The organism is Roseobacter sp. EG26, assembly GCF_049830555.1.
GTDB lineage: Bacteria > Pseudomonadota > Alphaproteobacteria > Rhodobacterales > Rhodobacteraceae > Roseobacter.
In genome coordinates this window covers 104,657-120,740 of record NZ_JBNBLH010000009.1, presented here as the reverse complement: position 1 = coordinate 120,740, position 16,084 = coordinate 104,657, and the positions used below count along the sequence as shown (strand labels likewise).

Genomic DNA, 16,084 nt, shown 5'->3' with positions numbered 1-16,084 from the left:
GTTCGCTTAGTTCAGTGTTACGCCGTAGCGTTCGCTCAACCAGTTGACCACGAAGGTCTTTGCAGCCTCCGGCACTTGGGTCGCGCTGGACAAAGCGCCCTTGGCTTCGTCTCCGGTCATCTGTGGGTATTTACCCAGGCGACCCGAAGAGATCTCTGCGAAATCGGCGCGCGCTTTGACGGCCTCGAAGGCAGCAGTATAGGTCACCATTGCATCATTTGAGGCTCCGGCTGGCAGAAAGACCATCTTCTGTGCGGGGAAACCGGCCACGAAGAACGCTTTCCACGCATCCCATTGCTCGCCGCTGGTTTCGCACATTTCTGTGGCTTCACAAACTTCCTTGAATGTCGGCATGTCCGGGAATGTCGGGTCACGGACGATATTTCCGTCAGCGTCCAGGGCACCCCAGGACATCATCGGAACAGCCGTTCCGGCTTCGACCAAGGGCGTCACTCCTTTCAGGAAAGAGGAAGACGTCTGATAGTCGATATTCGCTTCACCGCGTTCAAACATCAGGCGACCATCGCCGCGGCCCTTGATGCCAAAGACCGGCTCTACGTTCAGCCCGAGCATCTCCCAGGCCAGAAGAGGCACAAGGTCGAGGCGTGTGGCCCCTTGAGAGCCGTAAATGAAATCGGTGTCTTTCAGGCCTGAGGCGTCGAAGCCATCCATTTTTTCGGCCAGATCAGGTGGCAGATAGGCCACGCCGCCGGTTCCGGACGCCAGTACGACGTTCCAGTCATTGTATTCATAACGCACGCGTGGATCACCCAGCAGATAGGGGAACTGTGTGGACCCGGAAGAGCCGAAGATCAGCGTACCATCTTCATACGTCTGCTCCTGAAACCAGTTGGCCCCTTTGGTTGAACCTGCACCTGGCATAAATTTGACCACGACGGTCGGATTGCCGGGCAAAGCTTCGCTGAGGAGCGGTGCGTAGAAGTTGGCCCATTTGGCCGAACCGCCAGTTTCCGAGAACGGGATCACCCATTCTACGGTCTTCCCCTCCAGATCAATGCCGTGCCCGCCTGCGGTGCCTTGGGTTGCTAAGGTTGCAGCGGCGGCTGCCACAAGGCCCATCGCCACGCGGCGCGTGGATGTAAATGTCGTCATGATTTCCTCCCTAGACCGGCACGACCGTCGCACCGAAATCCTTCTTGAGCCGGGCGATTCCCCGACCTCACGCTGCATTGATGACGCATTAACCTTGCACTAACCCTTCATAGGGATGAAAAGTTGGGCATGCGCATCGTGCTGGTAGAAGACAATCAGAGCCTTCGGAAGGGCATCGCCTATCGTCTCAGCGATGATGGCCATGCGGTGAACTCGCTCGATAATGGTGATGATGCGGATCGTTTCCTGCGGCAGGAAGAGTGCGATCTGGTGATCCTCGACATTAACCTGCCCGGGCGCGACGGTCTGGAAATACTGGCCGGAATGCGCCGCCGAAACGATCCGCGCCCTGTGATCCTTTTGACGGCGCGATCTGCTACGCAGGATCGCGTGGAAGGGCTCGACGCTGGAGCGGATGACTATCTGGTCAAACCGTTCGAAATGGACGAACTGGCCGCGCGCATCCGTGCCTTGGCCCGTCGCAAGGACGTCGCCCCCCGGCGCACGATCGAGATCGGATCGCTGACACTTGATCTGGAAACTCCGCAGCTTCTTGCGGGGCAGGAACTCATCGACGTGCCACGCCGCGAGTTGTCGGTTCTGGTTGCTCTTGCGGAGGCAGGCAGCATGCCGGTTTCCAAGGAAACGCTGCTCGACAAGACATATGGCGTGGGCAGCGGCACGGATGACAAGGTGGTCGAAGTCTATGTGTCGCGCCTGAGAAAACGCCTGTCTGTCTTCGATGTTTCGATCCGGGTACATCGTGGCATTGGGTATGCCCTTGTGAAGCCGGAGTGATGGGCAAGGTCTGGTCGCTTCGCGGACGTCTGACGGCCGTTATTTTGGTCCCGCTTCTGCTCGTCGCGGCTTTGGTAGGCGTTTGGCAACTTAAAAACGCGCGCCAGACAGCCACCGATGTGTTCGATAAAAGCCTGCTGGCGGCCGCGCTGGCCGTTGCAAATGACGTGGCCATTTCTGGTGGCGACGCACTGTCACCACGGACAGGGGACATCCTGTCAGACACATCTGGCGGTCGTGTTTTCTACCACGTCTACGCCCCTGACGGTGTCATCGTGGCCGGCTATGCAACCCCACCGGTAGGCATTCCACCCCCAAACGAGGAAGCCTCGGCGCCCAACTACTTTGAGGCCACCTATCTGGGCCGTCCGGTTCATGGGGTGCGCCTGCAAAACCGCACTCAGATTGATGGTTTCACGGGTGTTTTCACGACCACGGTCTGGCAAGAGGCGTCTGTGCGGGCTGCCTTTGTGCGGGATCTTCTGCTGCGCTCGCTCTTGGCGATAGCAGGATTGATCCTGGCAGTGGCCATTATCGTCTGGTTCGGCGTGCGCCTCGGTTTGCGACCATTGATCGATTTGGAAACCGCCATCGCCAGCCGCAATAGCGATGAGCTGTCGCCAATCCAACGCGCGGTGCCAGACGAGGTGGGTGGAATCGTCGCCACACTTAATCGCCTGTTTGGCCAGGTCACGCGCAGCATGGCTGCGCAATCGGAGTTCATCTCGAACGCAGCCCATCAGCTCAAAAACCCTATCGCCGGTGTGCTGTCTCTGGCAGAAGCCGTAAAGGCCTCGCCGGATTGGGATGCATCGCAAAAGCGCTCTGCTGATCTTCTGGAAGCTGCCCGGGAAACCGCCAACCTGAGCCAAAAGCTCCTTTTTCTTGAGCGCGCCAAAGCGATCAGTCCAGAAGCCGTAATGCAAAGCGTCGACATGGATAAGGCCTTCCGTGCGTGGCAAGACGAGCTGAGCAGGACCAGCGAAGCGGGTCCATCCGTGACCTTCCAATCCACGGCTCCGCTTGGGTCTATGAACGGAGATGAAACAATGATCCACGAAGCGCTCCGCAATCTTGTCGACAATGCGCTACGGCACGGCGGCCCTGAGTTGACAGAGGTGCATGTCAGTGCCGACCGTGGTCCCCGTGAGATGGTGATTGCAGTCTCGGACAACGGCGTTGGACTGACCACAGAACAAATCCTGGAGGCTCGCGAGAGGTTTCGTCCCGTTGCTGCGACATCTGGTTCAGGTCTTGGCGTTTCGATTGCCGAGGCCGTCGCTTATGCTCATAATGGCACACTTGAGTTCCTACCACGCGATCGTGGTTTGAAGGTGGAGCTTCGTCTTTCTCTGGGTGATTCCTGAACTCGCAACGCCCCAAACGCGCTTCTTTGAGTTGTCTTTCGTTGAGTGTTTTAGAAAAAACACCTCGCCACATCTAATACAGGTTACCGCTTTGTTTTGAAAACTTGCGCGATGCTTGACTTTGATGTTCAGCGCGGTAGCCGCTGATTAACCTCGCATTTGTAGCTTCCTGACAATTTTTGCGTGCAGTTGTATCGGGACAACTGGGCGCGGCGGATTACTCCGCCTTGTGTGGATATATGTGGACCCCATCTTGTTGCAACAGTTTGCTTAATTCCAGTGTCGAGGTTGATCGTGCGGTTCCACGCATCAGGTCCGAGAGGAGGCCGGGCTCAACACACGCTTCTGGCAAGCCTTCTGGGCTTGGCTTGGTCTATTGCTGCGACTTGACCTCGGATATTCGGCGGTGACAGGTTGACCGGTTTGATCCGACCTGCGGGCGGCAATCTCGTATACGTTCCTGCATATGTTGCCCACATGTGTTGGGAGGTCTTGCGATCGGTCTGGCGGTCTCGCTGCCGCTCGCGATCATCGCGACCAAGCGTCGGGGTGGACCGCTGGATCGGGTGGCCGTTGCCGTCGCTGCGATCCCGGCCTATTGGTTGGGGCTGCTTTTATCCTGCTCTTTATCGTTCAGCTCGGCTGGCTCTCTGCCACGGGCGCTCGCAGGCACGCCCAAGCTATTCTACCCGCCATCACGCTCGGGCCGTCCGGGCCTGGGCACATTCCTTATCACCGATATAATTGCACGAGATTTAGCCTATGTGCAGGCCGTTGTCGTTCTGACTGAGCTAGTCTTCGTCGTGGTCAATCTGCTGATCGATATCATCTATCGCGTGATCGACCCCCGGATTGGAGCGGAGACGCGTAGCACCTTGATCGTTGTCACCGGCCTTGTAGCGCTCGCGGTTTTCGGCCCACTTATTGCAGCTTATGCCCAACGGAAATCAATATTCCAAACCGCCTCTCCGCGCCCAGTACAGATTTTCCACTGGGCTCCAATGCGCTCGAGCGCGATATCCTATCGCGGTTGCTTCATGGTGTGCGTTGGTCGTAGGGCCTAGCTTTCTTGATTTCCCTGCTCAGCCTTATCATTGGAACGATCATTGCTCTGCTCGCCACTCTTGGTGGAAGGATCGCTGATTGGGCTCTGATGCGCGCAACTGACACGCTTTTGGCTTTCCCCGATATTGATGGCGGTCGGCACAACTGTCTTGTTGTCAGAGTGCCTCACCAAATGGCGCGCTTGGGGTCTCGCGTTTGGTTTTGCCGGAGTGATCGCGCTTGTCTGGTCCGAGCTGACCACCTCCTCCCTCGAGAGCACGCGGCTCTAGGGTTACCCAGTGGTCTCGTGGCAACCATTCTATCCGCGCTTGCTCTCATCATGGTGCGCAGCCTCAACAAGACTGAAGGCCCTGGAGCCATTGCCCACTACTTCGTTTTGGCTTCCATGATTTGCGGTGTAGAGACGTTGTTTTGCGGGGTGACACCAGACTCGCCGACACATGGCCTCTTGATGCTGTTTGATCTCTTTGGCGGTTTCGGTCACTTCACAATGACACTGGCCTTTCACTACGCTGAAGCCTCTCGGCTGGCACCATTCGAATATGTTGCCTTGCTATGGCAGGTCTTGGCCGACGTCTTCATCTTCAAGCTTGAGTTTTCGTCAGCTTCACCTGCTAGCCGCGCCTTTGATTTTGATAGGTTTGGCGATCGCTTCAGCAGAAAAGAGCAAAGGGTAGATGAAGCAGCAGCCACTAAAAGAATGCGACAAAGAGAGTATTTTTGTAACGTCGTAGTTAGAAAAAACCTTTCCGATCGGTGTCTGTTTTGGGAAAGCTAAACCGCAACACCGCCGAGCATGATCAATGTCGGCTCTGGGGCCGAAAGTGGGTTTCCGGCGACTGATAGAGTTCACCTATTGTCTTATAGAGAGAGATGTTGCTACACAGATCAATTTTCAGGCAAAGTTGTCTTCCCACCAGCTAAAGCACTTCGTGACGTCAAACCTCCAATATTGCGCCCGTTTTAGTATTAGCCATACCCCGCGAACGCATCAGTAGGTAATACAGGCTGGGTACGAAAAACAGTGACAACGGAGAGGCCGCGATAAGGCCGCCGATCATGATGATAGCCATTGGTTGGAACAGCGACCCGCCAGAAATCACCATTGGGATTAAACCACAAACAGTCGTCAACGATGTCAAGAGGATCGGTCGCAACCTTTTCTGTGATGCACAAACAATTGCCTCTTTGAGAGGCACTGTTTCAAACTCGATATCGATCTGGTCTATCAACACAATCGCATTGTTGATGATGATCCCCATCAAAGACATAAGACCCAGAATAGCGAAGAATGACAGCGGTTGTCCCATCAACCCCATGGAATATGGCGCCCCAATCACGATCAGCGGGATTGTCATCAGCGTCGCACAGGAGCGACGTATTGAATTGAACTGAAAGATCAGCGCAGCAAACATGATGCCCATTGCGAGCGGCAAATTAGAAAGCAACTGACCGTTGGTATCAGCGCTGTTTTCCAGTTCACCGGCGATGTTGACCGAATATTCAGATCCAAGATCCAGCGCGTCGATAACAGGTTGCAGACGTGCATAGGTTTCAGCAGCAGAATAAAGATCGCTCTTGCCGGAAATCACGATCCGACGAACCTGGTTCTCGCGACGTATCTCCGAGAATTCAAACTTTGGCCTGAAGTTTGCGATCTGATCAATTGAGATCAGTTGACCACCCGCTTCAATCGTTAGGTTGGTCAGGTCTTCGACACTGTCACGGCTTCGCTCATTTGCGCGCAACACTATCGGGATTTGTTCGTCACCCTCGCGGAATGTGGAATACTGTGTGCCCGAAAAATAAGACTCCATAACGTTGGAGATATCCTTGGACGTAACACCAAATTCACGCGCCTTGTCCTGATCCACATCGATGACAACTTTTACAATTTTGTTGCCCCAATCCGTTTCCTTTTTGACCACGCGGGGAAACTCCGCAATCGCGCGCTCAATTTTTGCGGCCGCTTCCGTCAGTACGTCTGCGTCCGGACCGAAGATTTCGACCTCGACAATACCGGATTCGTTGCCGCCCTGCGCCAATCGGGTCACGCGAAAACGCGCCTCGGGAAAATTCTCGATAAAGTGATCCCTGGCACGTTCCACCGTGTCGATCGCAGCCTCCAGACTGACGGTATTGACGGCAAAAAATGCACTCCCCGGATCAGGGTCAGCAGGGTCGAGACTAAGGTTGAAGCGCGGACCACCTGTTCCAACATAGACTGTCGTGTTCACGACGACCGGGTTTAAAGCTTCGTCAGACAGCCATGCCTCGGCCCTTAGCGCCAAATCTTCCGTGGCCGAGATTGCGGTCCCTTTTGGCATATCCATATAGACAAGGAGGTCTGATCTTTCGCTGAGAGGGAATTGTTCTTTCTTCAGTGTAGCCAACTGCATTGCGCTGAAGGCAACCACGGCATAGACGGCTACTGTTATGATTATGCCAAAGGGGAGCAAGCGGCGGATCAATCCACCGTAGAGTTCATAGAATTTGCCTTCGCCTTCCTTGGCGCCGGTCTCTTTTTGTTTCTTGGGCTTCAGCATGAGCGAGCAAAGAAATGGCAGAATATAGAGTGCCGTGATCCAGGATCCAAACAGCATAATTGCGACAACCGCACCGAGAGAATAGGCAAACTCGCCTTCCGTTCCGTCAAGGAGCAACATCGGTACAAAGGCCGAAATCGTTGTGGTCGACGCGACCCCAAGCGGCACGACGTATTGCCGACCGGCCTGTAGCGCGGCATCCCGACCAGAAATTCCGTTGTTTATTCGGCCTTGGATATCTTCAACGACGACGAGCCCGTTGTCGACCAACAGACCCAGCGAGATGATGACAGCCGCGATCGAAACCTGCTGGATATCGACGCCAAGCGGCCCCATGCCGACAAGCGCGATCGACAGCGTAAAAGGCACGATACACGCGATGACGATGGCGGGCCGGAGGCCCAGAAACAGAAACATAACCACAAAGACGATCACAAATGTCTGCCCGACATTGGAAAGCGCATTGTTTACCGCGTTGGTGACATTCGCCTCCTGAAAGGTCGAAATATTGTAAGATACACCAATCGGTTGCCGACGCTCAAATTCGGGAATTCTTTGCTTCAGACGGCGGCCCAGTTCCTGAATGTCAGTGGACTCTGACATCTCCAATGCAAGAACAATCGCCGGTTGACCGTCAAAGAAGACAGGTTCAACTTTGGGATCGACATACCCTCTTCTTACGTCGACCAGATCAGACAGGCGCACGTAACCGGCCAGCCCGGGCACCTTAGTCAAAAGGTTGCGGATGTCTTCAATCGTGCCCAAATCACCATTGGCTTCAAGTACGATGTTAGTGCCTTGGGCATCAATTTCGCCGGCGGGCAATATCACGTTTTGGGCTTCAAGATCCGCTAGGAGCTGATCCATTTGGACACCGATTGCTGCGATTTTGCTGATATCCAGATCAAGCCAGATACGTTGCTCCTGAACACCAAACAGTTCGACCTGGGTGATACCGGCGACGGTATAGAGTTCGCGCTGGAGCTGCTTGGCAATGTCTTCCAGAGCCACTAGGTTGAAACCATCACCCGTTACGGCAATGGTCGCGATTGCAACATCGCCATAATCAGTGTTCACAATCGGTGCTGTTGTGCCTTCTGGTAGCTCAGGGATTACCGCCTGCATCTTGTTTCGCAGGTCTTCCCATGGCTCTTCGATGTCCGCCACGGCAACCGTGTCGTACAAATGCACATAAAACAGCGCCTGACCTGAGGTGATAATTGTCTCGATATCCTCGACTTCCCCTATTTCCCGGATTATTCGCTCAATCGGGTCAGCGATCAGGCTCTCAATGCGTTCCGGCGACATGCCTTCAAATCTGGCAATCACAGCGCCCGTTCTAATCGTGATCGCGGGGTCTTCGCGCTTTGGAATGCTCAGATATGACATCGTCCCGAGCGCAATCAGCAACACCATCAGAAAGCTGGTGAAACGCGTCTTTTCCAACCCAAACCATGTCAGGAAATCCATGGGGTCATTCCTTTGGCTCGAGCAGTTTGACCTTCATGCCTTCATGCAGAAAGGAAACACCCGCGATGGCAACACGGTCGCCTTCGTTCAAGCCATCTACGATAACAAACTTGTTGTCTTCTAGCCCGGCCATCGTAACCTTTTTGCGTCGTACGGTGCTGTCCGTCGGATCGAAGAGGTAAAAGGATACGGGCGACGGATCGGTAGGTCCGGATGTTTCTGATATCTCCCCTTCCGGGATGGCAGCGGAGATCGGCACAAGGAACCCTTTGCCCCCCAGAACATCCAGTTCAAATGAAACTTCGACCGCCATGCCCGCCCGGATTACACCAAGGGTATCAACGAGTTTTACTGAGACCGGGAAAGACGCGACGGCGTCCGCACGCTCGCCGATTTCACTTACCGTGGCCTCTAACGCAGCATCGGGTCTGTCGGACAATCTGACCTTGGCACGAGCACCCAGATGCAACTGATCGACCGTGGCGTAGTTCACAGAAAACGACACTTCGTAAGATGTCGCCTCATAAACCGAGATGATCAGTGTTCCAGAGCCGACGGTGTCGAATGAGTCGACATCGACAGAGTTTACGATGCCATCGAATGGCGCGAAGAGCTTTGTATCTTCCAGATCTTCCCGGGCCGTGACCAGGTTTTCCTCAGCTTGTTTCAACTGTGCTCGGCTGGTGAGGACAGCCGTCCTGTCATTATCCCTGTCGACCCGGGTTACGACGCCCCGCTCCAAAAGTTGCTCGGACCTTTCGAGATCTTCTTCGGCTTGCTGCAGCGTGGCTTCAGCTTCTTCCACCGCAGCCTGCCGATTTTTGATAGCCGCAAGGAATTTCTCACCATCGAGTTCCGCAATTAACTCCCCTTCAGAGACCCGCTGGCCGATCGAAAGATCCAGACGCCCCAGCTTGCCGCCGACCTCAAAGGACAGTGACGTGATTTCACTTGGCTCCAGGACACCAGGATAACGGCGGGTGATGGTACTCGCCGCCGAGCTGACGACGGTTGTGACCAAGCCGCGAACGACTTCATCCACGGATGTGTCTTTGTTATCGTCTTCCTCGAAACAACCTGACAGGAGAGGTACAATCACAATGAGCAATAAATAGCGGAGCATTCAGCTCTCCTGCTTTAGGAAGACAATTGGTCCTCAGTTCGCGCCGTACCACATGCGTGCGAGCAGCCCGTCCCGTTTGACAAAGTGGTGATAAATGGCCGCCCCTGCGTGAAACACGAATAGGCCAACCATCAAGCGGGCACCGATGCCGTGAGGAACGCGCGGTGCATAGTCCGAAAAGTCTGGGAGCGGCGCATCAACTGCGCCAGACAGAATCTGACCCGCGCCCGATGCCGCCATTGTCCCAATACCGCTTGCAGCCATGCCGAGAAGCACGATGTAAAACATCACATGTACGGCCTTGGCCGCGAAGGTTTGCCAGACCGGATCGCCAGCGACGGGAGCTGGCTTATTGTCAACAAACTGCCACCAGAGAATCCGCGCTATCGTCAACACGAGGATGGCAATTCCCAAGGGGGCATGCATCGCCAGTATCGCTTCCTTCGCTGCGTAGTCGACCGTGGACGCAGCCCGAAACCCGGACACAAGCTGAACCAGGATCAACGCGGCGCTCACCCAGTGAATGGTGACGGCTCCTGTTCCGTATTTCTGAGGCGTGCTTTTCATCGGACCGTTCCTTTCGGGTTTTCACGGTTACTGGTCAGTCCACCCGATGTCGGAATGAGAACCATCGCAAAACGGTTTGTTTTTGGACGCCCCACAGCGGCAAAGAACATATTTGGCGGGTGATGCGCCTTCCGCTCGAACACCGGAAGCCAGTGGAATTTTCGTGATACGATAGGGCCCGTTGCTTTCAATCGTGATGCCCGGTTTGCCACCGACGATGTGCCGTGTTTGCCCGCCCGGTTCACTTATGGAAAGCGCACCAGATGGGCACATCTCTACAACGTCCCTGATCTGACCAGGACTGGCATTGTCGGGTATAATCCAGGGATCACGTCCGGTGTCAAAAACGGCTTTCAGCCGTGTCCCACATTCCCTTGCGTGAGAGCAAAGCAGGCGGTTGTAGTGGACGTCAATCTGCTCACCGCCAAAGACCTTCACGCCATCAGACGTGCGGTTCGGCGAAGGGTTGGACGAAAAACCGATATCGTTATGTGATCCGTCGCAATACGGTTTCTTCTTCGACTGCCCGCAGCGGCACAAGGCGACGGCAGATCGGGTTTCGAGGTTTTCTCCTGCGGAGCTGGTAAGACGAGGAATCGATTTGGCCACCAACGGCCCAGAGGGACGCTCTTCGATCACAGGCTGTTGCGGGTCCTCAGATGAAACTTTTGAGCCACCAATTCGCCCGGTCATGGTCAAGCCATCGCGGATGTTTAGGCCCATCATCGTCAGGTTTGCAGCGCCTGCGACCAATTCGATAGCCTGAACGGTGTAGAATACGGTATCGAATTCTCCGGCGGCTGCCTTACCAGCCAAAAACCACGCCGAGGGCAGCAAGATCAGAAGCCCGTTCAGCGCAATAAGAGGCATCCGTTTCTTCTTCGCGAGAGCCTTTGCATCGGTGCGACTCTTGCCCATCACGGTGCCCGATCCGCCAGCAATCACCATTGCCGGAATAAGGATGAACATACCCCTCAAAATCATGGCCTTGACCGCGGCAATCGTCTCGTGGCTCGCAAACAGTTCACTGATAGCTGTGGACGTCCAGAAGAGAAGGATCATCAGGAAGCCGACGCCGCCTGCTATTGCATGAATGCGTGTTGTCATTTGTGTGTCCTCCAAATTGATCCTTCGCGGTTGGTTTCGTCAGGCCGTGCAGCAGTTAGGGACTGCGATCTTTTCGAACAGATGCGGAGCTGTGACAGCGCTGGATGGGTAGTGGCTGAGCGCTTCTTGAAACTCGGGATTTGCGAACGCCGCACGGAAGTCTGCGATAGAGTCCCAGATGGCGTAATTTAGGTACATGCCGCCATCGCCGATGGCCTTGTGCATTTGCGTACTGATGTAACCGGGCTGTTTTTTCATCCAGAGGGCATCAGCTTTCCACGCCTCGATGAGAGCGTTGTGATCAGCGGGGTCGATCGTGAACAAATTTACGAGAACAACAGGCCCCGCATCGATGCCCAGTTGTTGTTCGATTGGAAAATCAGGATCGAGGGGCGTGAAGTTGACCATCTGTTTTACTCCATGAGTGGTGTTATTTGGTGCCGTGTTGTCAATTTGCCTTCACTAGTTCATTTGACAATATGTTGTCAATATTATAGCGTACTCACATGTCAAATGAGCAATGGACTGAGGCCGGAAAAGCTGTGACGGCGTTGATTCTGGATGTTTTTCGGCTGAATGGCCGGCTACAACTTGCCGGCGATCGGCTCGTTGCAGAACTCGGGTTGACCAGTGCACGCTGGCAAATTCTTGGTGCCATCGCCTATGCTGAACAACCCGAGTCTGTTGCATGGCACGCACGCGCGATGGGGGTTCATCGACAAGGTGTTCAACGCATCGTCAATGAGTTGGAAAAAGAAGGAGTTTTAGAGTTTCAACTCAATCCGAACCATAAACGCGCCCATCTTGTTGCTCTAACTCCAAAAGGTCAAAAGCTGTTCGATGAAGCTATCGCAATACAAATCCCATGGGTGAATGATCTTGCCAGAGGCCTGTCTTCGGATGATATCGCAACCACGCAAGAGATCATCGCCCTCTTAAAGAAACGCCTCCAAAAAACTTTGTAGCCTTAAGCCGCCTCTGGCTTGTTCAGCGGTTGCTTGCCATACGAAGAAGGATAGCCGGGCTCGTTACCCAGGTGTCGGATTGAACCATGTGCCATCTGACCGGCCCGCCTTGTCGAACACCAGAATGTGCGGCGCGATTTCGCGTTCGACCAACCACCCCAGAAGTGGCCCGGTGCCGTATGCCGTGTCCGCGATCAGTCGTTCGGGATGCAAATCGAATGTCGCCTTCACGCGGTTCAACATCGTCTTTGCCGATCTCACTTCGACCTGCCGGATCAAGCGGGTGGCTTCCACATCGACGATGACACCGTGGCCCGTATCGATGAGGTAATTATCAGAACAGTTAAAGAGTGCTGGCCCATTCCGCGCTGCTGTTCACTAGCTGGCAGGATCGGAATGCGAAGTGAACTTCGGCTGCACCTCGCTGGCCGCGCCAAATGCGACCTCATCCAGCGTGTCGAGTCACTCACGCACAGCTCGGGGTGCATCTGTCGGGTCGATACTTGTCGCGTCCCAGTCTTCCTTCGGCGTCGAATTCTGATTGTTGGCATCCGCCTCGATCGGGCTGGCATGGATTGCCATGCGCTGACCACTGACCAGGCCTTCTTCGATGCAGCGTGCTACTGTTGTCTCGAACAGATGGCGCAGCAGTTCATTCTCGCGGAACCGACCGTGCCGGTTCTTCGAGAAGGTCGAATAATCAGGGGCGCGACCGCTCAGATTCAGACGGCAGAACCAGCGATAGGCGAGATTCAGATGCACCTCTTCACAGAGCCGCCCTTCGGATCGGATGCCAAAGCAATAGCCCACCAGCAGCATGCGGATGAGAAGTTCAGGATCGACAAAAGGACGCCCAGTGTGGCTGTAGAAATCGGCGAGATAGGTGCGGATGCTGCTCAGATGGACAAAATGATCAATCGACCGCAACAGAGTTTCTTGCGAGACGTGATCCTAAAGCGAGAACTCGTAGCACAGGCCCCGATTTGATCAGAAAGGCTCTATACGATCCGCCGACAGAGCGTAGGCGATATCGGCTAACTGTGTGGATGTTGAAGCTGTGCCGAACATGCCAATGACATTCACAGGCTCAAACAGACCCGAGCTTTCGTAGGGCACGCCGGTAGTGACAAAGACCAACTGGTTTGCGGGCGGTGGCGGGACATGTACGCAGGCACCTACGAACGGTACCAGTATAAAGGCGGTGACACCGGTGCCCGAATAATCAATCGGAACGATAAACCCTGGCAGTCGGACGATCTCGCCGTTCCAGTCTGTACGCACGCCGTGTGAGGGTGGTTGCTGGTTCGACAGGCTGGGGCCATCGTGTTGTAACAGCCCTTGAATGACGGGCGGGATAGCCGGTTGACCCTCAGGGACCAGATCGGTCCACTCCAGATCTATGAAGTCCTGGGCGGCCACACTGCTCGGCGCCACCACAAATACACTGAGCGCGGCCAGCACTGCTCGCCGGTCCAAGTGATTTGCTACCATTCGTAGACCTCGATGAGATCAGCGCTGAGCCCATAGCCGATGTCTGCAATCGTAGTGGATTGCAGTTCATGCCGCATCCGGCCCGTAACCCAAACCGGGTCCCACAGCTGATCACTTGGCCAAGGCGTCTTGCTATCCACAAAGACAAGCTGGTTGGCGGGCGGTGGTGGCGTGTGAATGCAGGCCCCGACGTAGGGCACCATGATAAAGCTGGTGACGCCCGCAGTAGACATGTCGATTGGCAGCACATAGCCCGGCATCTTGATGTAGGCACCGTGCAGTTCCTTGTTCAGCTTGGTTGCGTTCTCATCGAATTCCGGCAGCCAGGTGTCGTTGATTGCGTCAATTTCACCCTCACCAATGATTTCGGCATAAGGCACACCGGGCGGGATGAGATCATCCCAACCAATCACGCGAGGTGTCGCTGCAACGCCAGCACGTGGCAGGGCGGCGCAAGCTGCAGCAGCCGCAATGAGATGTCGGCGGGAAAGTGTCATCGTTCCAAACCCTTCTGCTAAATTCGCACCATCATACCATCTGCCAGCGACATACGGTAGGCCCGGAACGCGGGCACAAGGCTCACAATTGCGCCAGCGGCCACGACGCCCAACAAGACCCAAAACTCCCGAAGCGATGGCGGCTCAATCGGAAGCCAAAGGCCAAAGGCTGCATCCACAAGGGGCTGGGCCACAAAAAGCCCAGCATAAAGCAGAGCAAGTCCGATGACAGCACCGAGGGCCGCCATCAGCGCGGCCTCAAGTACCAGCAGGCTGAGAATGACGCGAGGCCGCGCGCCCATGGCGCGAAAGATCGCCATTTCGCGGCGACGTTCATTCAGGCTGGAGAAGATCGTGGCCATCATGCCAATGAGCGCGGTGACAACGACCATGGCCGACACGGCGATCAGGGCGGTCTCTGCGATCCCCACGATTTGCCAAAGCTCCTGCAGCGCCACACCCGGCAGGATCGCCAGTAACGGCTCCTGCGGGTATTCATTGATGGCGCGTTGCAAGCCAAACACCTGCAAGCGGCTTTTGACACCCACGAGCGCCGCCGTCACGGCAATTGGCTCCAGTTCCATCTGGCGGATTACGTCGGCGGGGGTCGATTGACCCGGAATCTTGGCTCCGCTTTGCCAATCCACGTGTATTGCTTCAATCGCTTCGAGGCTGACAATCACCGTGCGGTCTACCGGTGTGCCGGTCTTTTCCATTATGCCGGACACGCGAAAAGGTTGATCTTCGTGCTCTACAAAAGATGCAAGCCCGTGGGCCACGACGATGGGATCTCCCACCGCATAGTTCAGCGTCGCTGCCACATCCGCCCCGATCACAGCGTCAAAAAGATCATCCATGATCGCGCCTTTTTCTACGGCCAACGATTGCCCGGCGCGGTATTTGTAACGCTCAAAGAACGCGGTGGATGTGCCCATGACCCGGAACTGACGGTGGCTGTCGCCAAGCGAGATAGGCACGATCCAATCGACCTCTGGACGGGCGGCAATGTCCTGGTAGCTCGCCCAAGTCAGATTGTTCGTGGCGTTCCCGATGCGGAAGACCGAATAGAGCAGCAACTGCACGGAACCCGACCGCGCCCCGACAATCAGATCCGTGCCGGAGATCGTATCGGCAAAGCTGGCCTTCGCACCGGTCCGGACTTTTTCGACCCCCAGGAACAGAGCCACGGACAAGGCAATAGCGACGATGGTCATGGCGACGGTCAGCGCACGTGCCATAAGCGAGCCAAGGCAGAGACGTAGCATCATGCGGCGGTCTGCTGTGGAAGTGTCACGTCCGACAATTGTACGACGCGATCGAAATGCTCCGCCAGACGCGCATCATGGCTCACCATAAGGAGTGTGCTACCACAGGCGCGGGTCTGCGCGAAAAGGAGGTCCAGGAAGGTGGTCTGCGTCGCTGCATCCAATGCTGACGTTGGTTCGTCTGCGACGATCAAAGGAGGCGCGCCAATCAGGGCCCGTGCGGCTGCGACCCGCTGTTGCTGGCCCACACTGAGCGTTCCGGCTTGAGCCGTGATCGCGTCTTCAGGCAAACCCAAATTCAAACAGAGCATCCTGGCTGTGTCGCGTGGTGACTGTACGCGCGCGCGGCGCAGGGGCGCAAAGCGCAACGGCAGCAGGATATTATCGAGGACACTTGCGTAAGGCAGCAAGTTGAACTGCTGAAAGATCAGCCCGATCTGCTCGGCACGAAACCTGTCCCGTTTGCCCGCCGAAAGAGACACGATGTCGGTGCCTGCGACGACAACAGACCCTGACCGCGCCGTAATCGTGCCGCAGATCAATGACAGAAGTGTCGATTTGCCAGACCCGCTTTCACCCAGAAGCAAAACGCTCTCGGAAGGGTCAACAGCGAATTCCGGAATATCGAGCGCAAAGGACGCCCGACCCTGCCAATGGTAGTGGACATGCTGCAATGACAGGATTGGGCTGGCCGCACACATAATCGCGCT

The 16,084-nt window shown here is 55.6% G+C and carries 15 protein-coding genes and 1 pseudogene; 5 read left to right on the top strand and 11 right to left on the bottom strand.

Translation table 11 applies throughout. From position 1 onward, the window contains the following. Positions 1-6: 6 nt before the first annotated feature. Positions 7-1,113, bottom strand: coding sequence for a tricarboxylate transporter (locus tag ACOTTU_RS19120; protein ID WP_425660202.1), 1,107 nt, complete (start codon positions 1,111-1,113; stop codon positions 7-9). Between the two features lie 129 nt (positions 1,114-1,242). Here ACOTTU_RS19120 and ACOTTU_RS19115 point away from each other — a divergent pair, with 129 nt between their 5' ends. From ACOTTU_RS19115 to ACOTTU_RS19100, 4 genes are all read left to right on the top strand, one after another. After that, entirely contained in the window at positions 1,243-1,911 is a 669-nt protein-coding gene (locus ACOTTU_RS19115) for a response regulator transcription factor (protein ID WP_425660201.1), read from the top strand. After that, positions 1,911-3,278, top strand: coding sequence for a sensor histidine kinase (locus tag ACOTTU_RS19110; RefSeq protein WP_425660200.1), 1,368 nt, complete (start codon positions 1,911-1,913; stop codon positions 3,276-3,278). The genes ACOTTU_RS19115 and ACOTTU_RS19110 overlap by 1 nt, the downstream gene beginning before the upstream one ends. A 482-nt stretch (positions 3,279-3,760) precedes the next feature. After that, entirely contained in the window at positions 3,761-4,342 is a 582-nt protein-coding gene (locus tag ACOTTU_RS19105) for a hypothetical protein (protein WP_425660199.1), read from the top strand. A gap of 287 nt (positions 4,343-4,629) precedes the next feature. Further along, the gene (locus tag ACOTTU_RS19100; protein WP_425660198.1) at positions 4,630-5,121 is read left to right on the top strand and encodes a hypothetical protein; all 492 of its coding nucleotides are present in this window, start codon (positions 4,630-4,632) and stop codon (positions 5,119-5,121) included. A 160-nt stretch (positions 5,122-5,281) separates the two neighbouring features. Here the strand turns inward: ACOTTU_RS19100 and ACOTTU_RS19095 are convergent, their stop codons facing one another. Genes ACOTTU_RS19095 through ACOTTU_RS19075 form a run of 5 tightly spaced genes read right to left on the bottom strand, consistent with a single transcriptional unit; the run spans position 5,282 to position 11,564 of the window. After that, the gene (locus tag ACOTTU_RS19095) at positions 5,282-8,359 is read right to left on the bottom strand and encodes an efflux RND transporter permease subunit (RefSeq protein WP_425660197.1); all 3,078 of its coding nucleotides are present in this window, start codon (positions 8,357-8,359) and stop codon (positions 5,282-5,284) included. Between the two features lie 4 nt (positions 8,360-8,363). Further along, positions 8,364-9,482 carry an efflux RND transporter periplasmic adaptor subunit gene (locus ACOTTU_RS19090; RefSeq protein ID WP_425660196.1) on the bottom strand — a complete coding sequence of 373 codons (1,119 nt, stop codon included), beginning with the start codon at positions 9,480-9,482 and terminating at the stop codon, positions 8,364-8,366. Positions 9,483-9,515: 33 nt separating this feature from the next. Continuing rightward, positions 9,516-10,049: a cytochrome b gene (locus ACOTTU_RS19085; protein ID WP_425660195.1), complete on the bottom strand. Its 534-nt coding sequence runs from the start codon at positions 10,047-10,049 to the stop codon at positions 9,516-9,518. Between the two features lie 27 nt (positions 10,050-10,076). Further along, on the bottom strand, positions 10,077-11,156 hold the full coding sequence (locus ACOTTU_RS19080; RefSeq protein WP_425660194.1) for a CDGSH iron-sulfur domain-containing protein: 1,080 nt from the start codon (positions 11,154-11,156) through the stop codon (positions 10,077-10,079). A 39-nt stretch (positions 11,157-11,195) separates the two neighbouring features. Next, positions 11,196-11,564, bottom strand: coding sequence for an antibiotic biosynthesis monooxygenase family protein (locus ACOTTU_RS19075; RefSeq protein ID WP_425660193.1), 369 nt, complete (start codon positions 11,562-11,564; stop codon positions 11,196-11,198). A gap of 98 nt (positions 11,565-11,662) precedes the next feature. Here ACOTTU_RS19075 and ACOTTU_RS19070 point away from each other — a divergent pair, with 98 nt between their 5' ends. After that, positions 11,663-12,121, top strand: a complete 459-nt coding sequence (locus ACOTTU_RS19070) for a MarR family winged helix-turn-helix transcriptional regulator (RefSeq protein WP_425660192.1) — start codon at positions 11,663-11,665, stop codon at positions 12,119-12,121. A gap of 84 nt (positions 12,122-12,205) precedes the next feature. Here the strand turns inward: ACOTTU_RS19070 and ACOTTU_RS19065 are convergent. From ACOTTU_RS19065 to ACOTTU_RS19045, 5 genes and pseudogenes are all read right to left on the bottom strand, one after another. After that, positions 12,206-13,096 (bottom strand): annotated as a pseudogene (locus tag ACOTTU_RS19065) (transposase); the annotation flags it as partial. 12 nt (positions 13,097-13,108) lie between these two features. Further along, entirely contained in the window at positions 13,109-13,612 is a 504-nt protein-coding gene (locus ACOTTU_RS19060; protein WP_425660191.1) for a DUF3299 domain-containing protein, read from the bottom strand. Next, on the bottom strand, positions 13,606-14,109 hold the full coding sequence (locus tag ACOTTU_RS19055; RefSeq protein WP_425660190.1) for a DUF3299 domain-containing protein: 504 nt from the start codon (positions 14,107-14,109) through the stop codon (positions 13,606-13,608). Before ACOTTU_RS19055 ends, ACOTTU_RS19060 begins: the two co-directional genes overlap by 7 nt. A 17-nt stretch (positions 14,110-14,126) precedes the next feature. Then, positions 14,127-15,377 (bottom strand): ABC transporter permease, encoded by a 1,251-nt coding sequence (locus ACOTTU_RS19050; protein WP_425660189.1) that lies wholly within the window; start codon positions 15,375-15,377, stop codon positions 14,127-14,129. Then, complete coding sequence (locus ACOTTU_RS19045) at positions 15,374-16,075, bottom strand: ABC transporter ATP-binding protein (RefSeq protein WP_425660188.1); 702 nt, start codon at positions 16,073-16,075, stop codon at positions 15,374-15,376. The genes ACOTTU_RS19050 and ACOTTU_RS19045 overlap by 4 nt, the downstream gene beginning before the upstream one ends. Between the last annotated feature and the right edge of the window lie 9 nt (positions 16,076-16,084).

What these genes read in the sequence shown, in the direction of transcription:
- ACOTTU_RS19120 (WP_425660202.1), bottom strand. Translation starts at nt 1,113, where the DNA reads ATGACGACATTTACATCCACGCGCCGCGTGGCGATGGGCCTTGTGGCA.
- ACOTTU_RS19110 (WP_425660200.1), top strand. Translation starts at nt 1,911, where the DNA reads ATGGGCAAGGTCTGGTCGCTTCGCGGACGTCTGACGGCCGTTATTTTG.
- ACOTTU_RS19090 (WP_425660196.1), bottom strand. Translation starts at nt 9,482, where the DNA reads ATGCTCCGCTATTTATTGCTCATTGTGATTGTACCTCTCCTGTCAGGT.
- ACOTTU_RS19045 (WP_425660188.1), bottom strand. Translation starts at nt 16,075, where the DNA reads ATGTGTGCGGCCAGCCCAATCCTGTCATTGCAGCATGTCCACTACCAT.
- ACOTTU_RS19095 (WP_425660197.1), bottom strand. Translation starts at nt 8,359, where the DNA reads ATGGATTTCCTGACATGGTTTGGGTTGGAAAAGACGCGTTTCACCAGC.
- ACOTTU_RS19070 (WP_425660192.1), top strand. Translation starts at nt 11,663, where the DNA reads ATGTCAAATGAGCAATGGACTGAGGCCGGAAAAGCTGTGACGGCGTTG.
- ACOTTU_RS19075 (WP_425660193.1), bottom strand. Translation starts at nt 11,564, where the DNA reads ATGGTCAACTTCACGCCCCTCGATCCTGATTTTCCAATCGAACAACAA.
- ACOTTU_RS19060 (WP_425660191.1), bottom strand. Translation starts at nt 13,612, where the DNA reads ATGGTAGCAAATCACTTGGACCGGCGAGCAGTGCTGGCCGCGCTCAGT.
- ACOTTU_RS19085 (WP_425660195.1), bottom strand. Translation starts at nt 10,049, where the DNA reads ATGAAAAGCACGCCTCAGAAATACGGAACAGGAGCCGTCACCATTCAC.
- ACOTTU_RS19080 (WP_425660194.1), bottom strand. Translation starts at nt 11,156, where the DNA reads ATGACAACACGCATTCATGCAATAGCAGGCGGCGTCGGCTTCCTGATG.
- ACOTTU_RS19055 (WP_425660190.1), bottom strand. Translation starts at nt 14,109, where the DNA reads ATGACACTTTCCCGCCGACATCTCATTGCGGCTGCTGCAGCTTGCGCC.
- ACOTTU_RS19115 (WP_425660201.1), top strand. Translation starts at nt 1,243, where the DNA reads ATGCGCATCGTGCTGGTAGAAGACAATCAGAGCCTTCGGAAGGGCATC.
- ACOTTU_RS19050 (WP_425660189.1), bottom strand. Translation starts at nt 15,377, where the DNA reads ATGATGCTACGTCTCTGCCTTGGCTCGCTTATGGCACGTGCGCTGACC.